Source organism: Actinomyces sp. oral taxon 170 str. F0386, assembly GCF_000195595.1.
Lineage (GTDB): Bacteria > Actinomycetota > Actinomycetes > Actinomycetales > Actinomycetaceae > Actinomyces.
The window spans coordinates 192,196-202,023 of the sequence record NZ_GL882539.1 but is presented as its reverse complement, the minus strand read 5'-3'; the positions used below and the strand labels follow the sequence as shown (position 1 = coordinate 202,023).

General features: G+C 68.6%; 6 protein-coding genes. 4 read left to right on the top strand and 2 right to left on the bottom strand.

The window, feature by feature from the left end:
• Nucleotides 1-358 precede the first annotated feature (358 nt).
• Nucleotides 359-871 carry a PH domain-containing protein gene (locus HMPREF9056_RS07465; RefSeq protein WP_009746840.1) on the top strand — a complete coding sequence of 171 codons (513 nt, stop codon included), beginning with the start codon at nt 359-361 and terminating at the stop codon, nt 869-871.
• 83 nt (nt 872-954) lie between these two features.
• Here the strand turns inward: HMPREF9056_RS07465 and HMPREF9056_RS07460 are convergent, their stop codons facing one another.
• Complete coding sequence (locus HMPREF9056_RS07460) at nt 955-1,485, bottom strand: carboxymuconolactone decarboxylase family protein (protein ID WP_009746839.1); 531 nt, start codon at nt 1,483-1,485, stop codon at nt 955-957.
• Nucleotides 1,486-1,552: 67 nt separating this feature from the next.
• Nucleotides 1,553-2,131, bottom strand: coding sequence for a peroxiredoxin (locus tag HMPREF9056_RS07455; protein ID WP_003787904.1), 579 nt, complete (start codon nt 2,129-2,131; stop codon nt 1,553-1,555).
• Nucleotides 2,132-2,490: 359 nt separating this feature from the next.
• Here HMPREF9056_RS07455 and HMPREF9056_RS07450 point away from each other — a divergent pair, with 359 nt between their 5' ends.
• From HMPREF9056_RS07450 to HMPREF9056_RS07440, 3 genes are all read left to right on the top strand, one after another.
• Nucleotides 2,491-3,537, top strand: coding sequence for an MsnO8 family LLM class oxidoreductase (locus HMPREF9056_RS07450; RefSeq protein ID WP_009746837.1), 1,047 nt, complete (start codon nt 2,491-2,493; stop codon nt 3,535-3,537).
• Between the two features lie 75 nt (nt 3,538-3,612).
• Nucleotides 3,613-5,262 carry a methyltransferase gene (locus HMPREF9056_RS07445; RefSeq protein WP_009746836.1) on the top strand — a complete coding sequence of 550 codons (1,650 nt, stop codon included), beginning with the start codon at nt 3,613-3,615 and terminating at the stop codon, nt 5,260-5,262.
• A gap of 271 nt (nt 5,263-5,533) precedes the next feature.
• Complete coding sequence (locus tag HMPREF9056_RS07440; protein WP_034514194.1) at nt 5,534-9,778, top strand: SpaA isopeptide-forming pilin-related protein; 4,245 nt, start codon at nt 5,534-5,536, stop codon at nt 9,776-9,778.
• The last annotated feature ends 50 nt before the right edge of the window (nt 9,779-9,828 follow it).

Below are 9,828 nucleotides of genomic sequence, written 5' to 3'. Positions count from 1 at the left end.
GGGGCGGCACGCCCGCGACGAGGAGGCCGCCGAGCGCCTGGCGGTCCGCCTCGTCCTACCGCTGGGCGCCTGCCACCTGCCGGCCTTCGTCATCCTGGGCATCGCACCGGTGGTCGCCTCGGTGGGGATGAGCATGCTCACCGGGTGAACGCGCCCCGCCCCGTGAGCGCTCCGGCACTGCCGCGCCCGTCTCGGCCGATGGCACGTTGGTGTCCCGCTCACAACCTGCCAGTGTCCGATAAGTACTCGGCCTGTGCTTCAGCCAGTGAGGTGGAGACACCCGACTGCTGATCAGGCGAGCCATCCGGCCCCTTCGTCTCAGGTGCGCGAACCCCAGGCATCCTGGCACGATGGAGCCATGACACTGTCGAAGAAGCTCCTGAGCCGCGACGAGGTCGTGGTACGGCACATGCATACCCACATCAAGGTCCTCCTGTGGCGGTTCGTCGTCGAGATCCTCCTGCTGGTGGTCGGCGTCGTCGCCTCGGTCATGGCCCCGACCAGCTGGCAGCCGTGGGGCCTCCTGGCGATCTGGGTGGCGGTCGTCGTCCTGAGCGTCCCCCTGCTGCTCGTGCCGTGGCTGCAGTGGTACACGCACACCTACACGGTCACCACCAAGCGCATCATCACCCGCTCCGGTATCTTCAACCGCAGCGGCCACGACCTGCCCCTGACCCGGATCTCCGACATCCAGCTTGACAAGGACGTCACCGACCGTTTCTTCGGCTGCGGCACGCTTGCCCTGCAGACCTCCTCGGACGACCCGCTCCTCCTGCACGACGTCCCCCAGGTCGAGAAGGTCCAGGTCGAGATCTCCAACCTGCTCTTCGACGACGTCCAGGGCGCCATCGACGTCGACCCCCGCAGCTGAGCGTCACAGGCCCCTGAAACGAACGACGGCGGCCGCCCGGCTCCTCCTCGGAGCGGGCGGCCGCCGTCGTGCTCAGAGCGGGGTCAGTCGAGGGTCTCGACGACGCCGACCGCCTGGGCCACACCGGTCAGGGTGGCGGCGATGCGTACGGCCTCCCAGACCTGCTCGGTACTCAGGCCCTCGCCGCGCACCGTCGCCTCGTGTGCGGTCACGCACTTCTCACAGCCGTTGATGGTGGACACAGCCAGGCTCCACAGCTCGAAATCGACCTTCTCCACACCGCCGGAGCTGCCGATGATGTTCATCCGCAGGCCCATGCGCTCGTTGTCGTAGGCCGAGCCCAGGAAGTGGCGCGTGCGGTAGGCGACGTTGTTCATCGCCATGATGGAGGCGGCGCCCAAGGCGGCGCTGATGGCCTCCTCGGACAGGTGGGAGCGCGCGTCCTCCATGACCTGGACCAGGACGGACTCGTTGCGGGTCGCAGCGGCCGCGGCCACGAAGGTGCCCCACTGCTGCTGCTCGGTCAGCGAGGAGGAGCGGGACAGGGTGGACAGGTTGAGGGAGAGGTCCTTGGCCCAGTCGGGCAGGGCGGAGCGCAGGTTGTCGATGCTCATGTGATCTCGTTTCGTCGTGCGGGTGAAGGAAGCAGAAGGAGGACAGAGGCGGACGGGGCAGCGCCCGTCAGCCCATCTGACCCAGGGCGTCGATGGTGGCGGCGCCGGCCTGCCAGTTGCAGGCGCACAGCTCGTCGGACTGGAGGGCATCGAGCTGGCGCAGAACCTCCTCGGTGTTGCGGCCCACGGAGTCGGCGGTCACGGAGACCGACTGGATGACGTTGTGGGGGTCGATGATGAAGGTGGCGCGGTCGGCCTCACCGGTGGCGCGCTTGATGCCCAGGGCCTCGGTGAGCTCGCGGTTGAGGTCGCTGGCCATGGGGAAGGGCAGGTCCTGGAGCTTGTCGTGGCTGCGCCGCCACGCGTAGTGGGTGTACTCGTTGTCCACGGAGACACCCACGACCTCGCAGTCGCGGTCCTTGAAGTCCTGGTAGAGGTCGCCGAAGGCGGCGATCTCGGTGGGGCACACGAAGGTGAAGTCCTTGGGCCAGAAGAAGACGACGCGCCAGGTGCCGGCGGGAACCTGCGAGGAGACGGTGGTGAAGTAGTCCTCGGGCTTGCTGGCCTCGACCTCCTTGAGGTTGCCGGGGACGACGGCGGTGAGCTCGTAGGCGGGGAACTGGTCTCCGATGGTGAGAACGGCCATGGGTGCCTCCTGAATCATGCGAATCGCGGTGCGAGATGGGTAAGAGCCGGTGCGGACCTGCGGCGACCCATGCAGGGCCGGTACAGGGCGGCTTCGTCGGTCCAACCGTAGGACGCGAAGTCCATAGACGCAACTAAAACTCGTCCTATTTTTAAAAAGGGATGCCTTATTTGGTGTCGTTGTGGTGTCGTCGGTCGGCCCCGGCTGCGTCAGATCAAGCCGGCCGGGGACATTCGACGGCGCTGACAGGGATCCTGCACCCGTACGCGTGAGATGCCCCCGCCTGGAGAGGGCGCGGAATGAGACGCCGTCCTCCGATGTTGCTCCCACCGTCGCCGCACACCAGGTCAGGAGAAGCCATGAGCCCTCGTCTCAGCCGAATCAGCGTCCTCGAGCAGGTCCCCCTCTTCGAAGGGGGAGACGCCCGCCGGACCCTGGAGGACCTCGTCGTCCTGGGGCGCGGCCTGGAGGACGCCGGCTACCACCGCCTCTGGCTGGCCGAGCACCACAGCACCGGATCCTTCCTGTCCTCGGCGCCGGACCTGCTCATGATGCACATCCTGGACGCCACCAGCCGCATCCGCGTGGGCTCGGGCGGCGTCATGGCCATGCACTACGGCTCGCTCCAGATGGCCGAGCGCTTCGCCACCCTGGCCACCCTCCACCCGAGCCGCGTCGACATGGGACTGGGGCGCGCCCCCGGCGGCGACATGCGCGCGGCCGGAGCCCTCAACCAGGGCCGCGTCATCGACCCCGACGCCATCAACACCCTCATCGAGGAGACGGTCGCCCTCCTACGTGATGACCTGCCGGCCACCCACCACTACGCCTCCATCGAGGTCCGCCCCCGCCCGGTTCAGATGCCGGAGGTCTGGCTCCTGGGGTCCTCGGGCCAGTCGGCGGCCTGGGCCGGCACCCACGACCTCAACTACGCCTATGCCCAGTTCTTCACCGGCCGCCAGCAGGTCGGGATCATGGACCACTACCGCGCCCACCTCCCCGGGGCTCCGGGGACTCAGGCCGACGGCGCACCCCACCGCGGCGGCGGCCACGGCTCCATCCACGGCGGGCGGACCCTCTCCGCCCTGTGCGTCAGCGCCGCCGCCACCCGCGAGGAGGCTCACGAGCAGGCCCTCGTGGCCGCCGACGCCCGATTCAGCCTGCGCACCGGCCGCCCCATGCACTTCCGCGACCCGGCCACCCTCGACGCCGCCTACCGTGCCGAGGTCGAGCGCTACCTCGAGCGCGACACCGCCATCATCGTGGGCACCTACGACGAGGTCGCCCACGCACTGTCCGCCTTCGCCGAGAACCACGGCACCGAGGAGGTCATGCTCGTCAGCTACATCGACGACGTCGAGGTCAAGACCCGCCAGTACGCCGAGCTCGCCGCCCGGCTCCGGTGAGTCGGCGGGTGCTCCTGGGCCCTTCTGCGGCGGGGCGCCCGATACGACCGGTGCCCCGCCGCTACGGTCGGTTCCATGACCCTCGCGAGTACCCGGTCCGCCTCCGAGCCGTCCTCCTTCCTGCCTCCGGCTGTCACGCCCGAGCAGGCGGCGAGCCTGCGGACGGACCTGACCGAGTCCGGCTGGGGGGTGGAGACGGTGGCCGCGCTCCTGGGTGGGGCGGCCGACGCCGCCCTGCGCCGGGAGATCCGCCTGCCCGCCCTGCGGGCCGTGCGCGCCGCCCTGGCCGAGAGGTCCGATTCCGCGTCATCCTGGTCCGTAGCCGTCCTGACCGCTCTGTTCATGCTCGGTGAGCCGGTTCCTGCCATCGCCCTCGACGCCGCCCTGCCCCGTACCGGGGCGGCGGGCGCGGCCGCCGTCGGCCTGGTCGGTGAGCCCGATGAGACCGGGTGCGTCCGCGCCCGAGTGGACCTGCGCCCCCACGAGGCCGTCGACGACGCCGGCGAGGTCCGCTGGTGGGTGGCCTCCGACCTGGGCGAGCTCGTCACCGGCCGCGCCCTGGCCCCCGACCACGTCCTGGGCATCGGCGGCGCCGGCCTCACGCTGGCGGGCCTGACCCCACGCACCCCCGTGAGCACCGCGCTGGACCTGGGGTGCGGCTGCGGCATCCAGACCCTCTACCTGCTGCGCCACGCCGAGCACGTCGTCGCCACCGACATCTCCGAGCGCGCCCTGGCCTTCACCGCCTTCAACGCCGCCCTGGCCGGCGTGAGCGTCATCGACGGCCCCCGCCCCGGTGCCGACGCCGGCTCCGCGGGCCGGCTGGAGCTCCGGCTCGGTTCCCTCCTCGAGCCCGTGGCCGGCCGCCGCTTCGACCTCATCGCCTCCAACCCGCCCTTCGTCCTCACCCCTCCGGCGGTGCGCGAGGCCGGCCTGCCCCTCATGGAGTACCGCGACGCCGGCGGCCCCGTCCTGCCGGCGCTCGTCGCCGGGCTGGGTGAGCACCTCGAGCCCGGAGGCGCTGCCGTCATGCTCGGCAACTGGGAGCACTACGGCGCTGACTCGTGGCGCGATGCGGTCTCCGCCTGGATCCCCGAGGGGCTTGATGCCTGGGTGATCGAGCGCGAGGTCCAGGACCCGGTGGAGTACGCCACCATGTGGCTGCGTGACGGCGGCCTGACCCCTGAGCGCCACGCCGAGACCTTCGACGCCGCCCTGGGGGCCTGGATCGGTGACTTCGAGGCGCGCGGCGTCGAGGGGATCGGCTTCGGATACCTCATCGTCCACCGCCCTGAGAGCCCCCGAGGGCCCTGGCGCCTCCTGGAGGAGGTGTCCACCTCCGGTCAGGGGGTCCTGGGGCCACACGTCGCTGAGGTGCTGCGGACCCGGGAGCTGCTCTCCGGGCTCGACGACGACGCTGTTGCCGCCCTGCGCCCGGTGCTCGCCCCCGACGTCACCGAGGAGCGCCACTTCGTTCCCGGGGCGAGTGAGCCCACCGTCATCCTGCTGCGTCAGGGCGGAGGGCTGGGGCGAACCGTCCAGGCCAGTACCGCGGTGGCCGCCCTGGCCGGGGTGGCCGACGGCGAGCTGAGCGTGGGTCAGATCGCCTCCGCCGTGGCCTCTCTGACCGGGGTCGACGCCGATGCGTTGCGCGCCGAGCTGGTGGAGGCGGTTCGCCGGCTCGCGACTCACGGTTTCCTGGGGCTCGATTCGACTCTTCATTGAAAATGTGCTCCCACTGATATCCGGAGCCCCTTTTTCGTGTCTTGAGCGTCATCATGTTCCTTCAGTCGTGATAACTGTTGCCGGACCGATATTTTTGTGTTTTGGCGTGATGCCTCAGAAAAGTGATCCTGGTGTGGGAAGATGCGCGATTGTTGCCGCATAGTGCCTCTTTCGAATGCCTTCATGATGCGGGTGTGCTCTACATTCATCCGCAGTCAGCTCTGAGGCACGCTCCCCGCGCGCCCATCCCTCATGATCGGATTCCAACGGCATGTCCCTGTCATCAACCCGCCCGCGGCGCGGGCGCGAAGGATTCCTGCGCAGATTCTCAGCGGTGGTCGGTTCTCTTGCCATGGTCCTGGTGACCATGGTGTCGCTTCCGTGGGCGACCCCTTCCGCGGACGCCGCCACCGGCGACCTGGATGTTCCCCTGGGGGACACCTCGGTTCAGATCTCCTACGTGCGTACCGTTGAAAGTGCCGATCCCATTACCGACACTGCGAGCGATGGATACAACTACACCTCGTACCCGTGGGAGTGGGGGCGGACACGGGCCTGCATTCGTTACTCTCCCGGCTCGCAGTACTACTCCACCGACACGGTCTACGGCAGCGGTGGCCAGTACGCGGCGGTTGGTTATGGGCGCCCCGCCTGGGATGCGAACAGCTGCTCCAGCGTCTACAGGGGAGAGTCCGCCGACAAGAACCAGACTTCGCTGGGATTCCAGCCCTCCAACACCACGAGCATCAAGGTCGGTCAGGTCTTCCTCGTTGGTCGGATGCGCCACGTCAACAGCCCGATCTACACCGACAGCAGCCGGGTGACAAACCCTTCCGATGGCGGAACCTCCTACTACGGCAGCTTCAACGTCCGTACCGCCGGCACGATTGAGGCGAACTTCCCCTGGAGGGAGTTCGACACGATCAACACGTGCACCGGGAAGGTCGGGGCGGACGGCAAGCTCATGATCGGCGATTACGCCATTGACCCGCAAAAGGTGGCAACCCCCTACGCCTACGACCGGTACGGGAATGTTGGTGCCTACGATGGACGCACCTACATGTACATGTACCAGAACGGCTCCCTCGTCTGGTTCGACGGCTACATGACGCAACATTTCACCGACAAGAACGGGCGCTCGTGCTCGGACGACGTCCTCGACATCAAGTCCGACCGCTCCGACACCGCCTGGACCGACCCGAGCACCGGCATCAAGTACAAGCTGAAGCTGTGGGGCTTCGTCAACAACGGATCGAGCCAGCAGTGCCGCACCGAGCTGGAGAAGGAGCAGTCCTCCACCCTGGAGGAGCGCTTCATCACCCGCGAGAACGCCACCTCCTTCGGCTGCCTCTACGGCTCCATCGAGCAGGAGCGTCCGGTCACCTTCGCCAAGGACGTCAAGGCCGACCCGTCGGTTCAAGGGTCGCTGACGATACCGACCTTCAACTACGTCAACGCCTCACCGGAGGGAACCTACGGTGCGCAGAAGTGGGGGACCCCCAACTCCCTGACCCCCACCTGGGACGATGAGGCGGTCGACCCCTCCACCTACGCCCTGCTGGCCCCCAACGACGCCGCAACGGTGCAGGAGGCGGGAACGAGCCCGCAGGCCGGCGTCGACCGCAACACCGGCGACGTGTGGACATCCGGATGGTTCCTGCGCAACGTCACCTGCACGGCGGGAAGCCGGAACTCGCCCCTGCTGCGCCGTGACGGGACCACCCGCCTGGACCAGTCCGACTCGGTGGACCTCAACCAGCGCACGATCCGTCTCGATGAGACCCAGCTCGCCGAGGAGCAGGACGAGGTTGCCGTCAAGTGCGTCTGGCACAACGAGTACGTCGTCGGCCGGGGGCGCGTCACCCTCGTGACCGTCGTCGACGGCGGCAGTGCCAAGCCCGAGCAGTGGACCATGTCCGCCACGCCCGCCACCGAGGGGCTCTTCGGGCAGAAGACCATCACCGGTGCCAGCGGTACCGCCGCCGTCAGCAAGGTCTACACCGCCGGCGGCACCTACACCCTGTCCACGGGCAACGGCCCCGAGGGCTACACGCAGAACGGCCCCTGGGTCTGCACCGACGACGACCGCAGCGACGTGCCCGTCAACGGGGACAACCAGTTCGTGCTCCGTGAGGGCAGGAACGTCACCTGCGTCGTGCACCAGAAGCCCCAGCAGACTCCCGTCAGTGCGGTCAAGACCGTCGACGGCGCCTCCGACGCGGCCACGGCCGGCTCCTACACGCTGAGCTACACCTGCACCCCGGGCCCCGACGGCACGGGCACCTCCACCGGCAGGATCACGGTGGACGCCAAGGGCAGTGCCGCGGACCTGCCCGCACAGCGCGTGGGCGCCACCTGCACCGTCACCGAGGACGCCCGTGACGCCAAGGGGCTCAAGCAGCCCGGCTCCGCCTCCGGCGGAAGCGTCAGCTGGAAGGACCCCGCCGCCTTCAAGGTCGTCACCAACCCGGGTCAACAGGAGAAGGAGATCGCCTCCACCGCCGTGGCCCCGACGAAGGGCAATGCGGGCGGCGTCACCTTCACCGTGCCCGACTCCACGGAGGGCGCCGTCCGGATCAAGGTCGTCAACTCCGTCGTCCCGCACGCCGGTATCGCCAAGACCTTCACCAAGGTCGCCAAGAGCACCGAGAAGGTCAACGGCCAGACCACCTTCGACCAGACCTACACCATCACGGTGACCAACCCCTCCGCCAAGGCGGGTCTCACCTACGACCTCAACGACGCCTGGCAGGTCCCCAACGGGGTCACGGTCCACAAGGTGAGTATCTCCGGCGGTGCCATCACCGGTACTGAGACGCCTCAGGCCGGGGTCCCCTACGCCAAGACCGGCATCACGCTGCCCGCCGGCCAGAAGCACACCTACACGGTGGTGCTCAACGTGTCGGGTCCAGACGCCGGACTGCCCGGTCACGGCACCTGCTCGCCCGACGTCGTCGGGAAGAGTCAGGCCATCTTCAACAAGGCCTCGGTGACCACGAAGGGGGACGGACAGCCCAAGGAGGCCGCCGCCTGCGGCACCCTGCCCCCCAACCCCCAGTTCAAGGCCCACAAGACCCCGCTCGACGTGGTCCGCAACGCCGACGGCACCTTCACCTCCAGCTACACGGTGACGGTCACCAACACCTCCCTGGCCGCCAGCCCGGTGGTCGCCGACCTCACCGACACTCCGCAGATGCCCACCGGCACCCGTCTGAGCAAGGTCAAGGTCCTGGAGAAGGGGACCGACGCCCGCGGTGTCACCCTCCCCGCCATCAACCCGGCCACCGGAACGCTCAACGGCCCGATCACCCTCATCAAGGCGGGTACCGGTGAGACCCTCGCCGCCGCCCCCAGGTCCGGGGGCGAGGGCGGCAGCCGGACCTTCACGATGCAGATGACCTTCACCGTGCGGGAGAGCACCCCGGGCTTCACCGAGTCCGATTTCCAGTGCGGGCACCAGCGTGCCGACGGCAAGCCCTCCGGCCTGGTCAACACCATCGCCATGGAGGGGGACACCGACGGTGAGGGGAACAACCACGGCTGCCTGTCCACCGAGGGCAAGCTGAAGTTCTCCAAGGAGGTCACGACCCAGCCGGGCAACGGCTCCACCTTCGACGTCGTCTACACCGTGAGCGTCGTCAACGAGGGATCGCTGACCGCGTCCACCGGACCGATCAACGATAAGCCCTCCTTCGCCCCCGGGCTCAACCCGACCCTGGTCAAGGTGCAGCGCGAGATGGAGCCGGCCAAGACGGTCTCCGCCGAGCCCGACGGCTCCTACCGCCTGTCTGACAACGAGAACCTCTACTCGGGCCTGAGGATCCGTTACACCGTCACCTTCACGGTGAAGATCGACCCGTCAGCCGCCGGATACCGTGATGACCTGCTGTCCTGCACCACGGACAAGGGCCGGCTCGTTCCCGGCCACGGCCTCTACAACAAGGTCCTGCCCCAGGAGGGCAAGGACTCCGACACCCGGCCCGACCACGACGTGGCCTGCGCCAACGTCTCGCCCGATGCCGGCAAGCGCATCCTGTCGATCGTCAAGACCGGCAGCCAAGGCCCCCTGGACGATGCCGCCTTCGCCATCTACCCGATGGACCCCTCGACCTCGGGCGCCAAGCCCCTGACCGACGGCGTGACCTTCACCGGGGGTAAGGGAACCGGAACCTTCACCACCACGGGTCTGGCCATCAACCGCGAGTACTGGCTGGTGGAGACCAAGGCTCCGGCAGGCCACCAGCTCATGGCCAAGCCGGCCCGCTTCAAGGTGACCGAGACGGGCATCGAGCTTCTCACGCCCGCCCCCGGCGGCTCGGCCCTGACCGTCTCGCGCAGTGGGGCCAGCAGGTCCGACGACACGATCACCGTCCGAGACGTCCAGGTCGGCACCCTGCCGCTCTCCGGTGGACGCGGTATCGGGATCAACGTCGTCGTCGGTATCGCTGCCGTCACCGGAGGTGCCCTGCTGGCACTGCGCTCCAGAAAGGCTTCCTCGTCCAGGCGCTCGGCCTGATCACGAGGAGAACCCACGACTCCGCTCCGTCGCGCGCGGGTCACCCCATA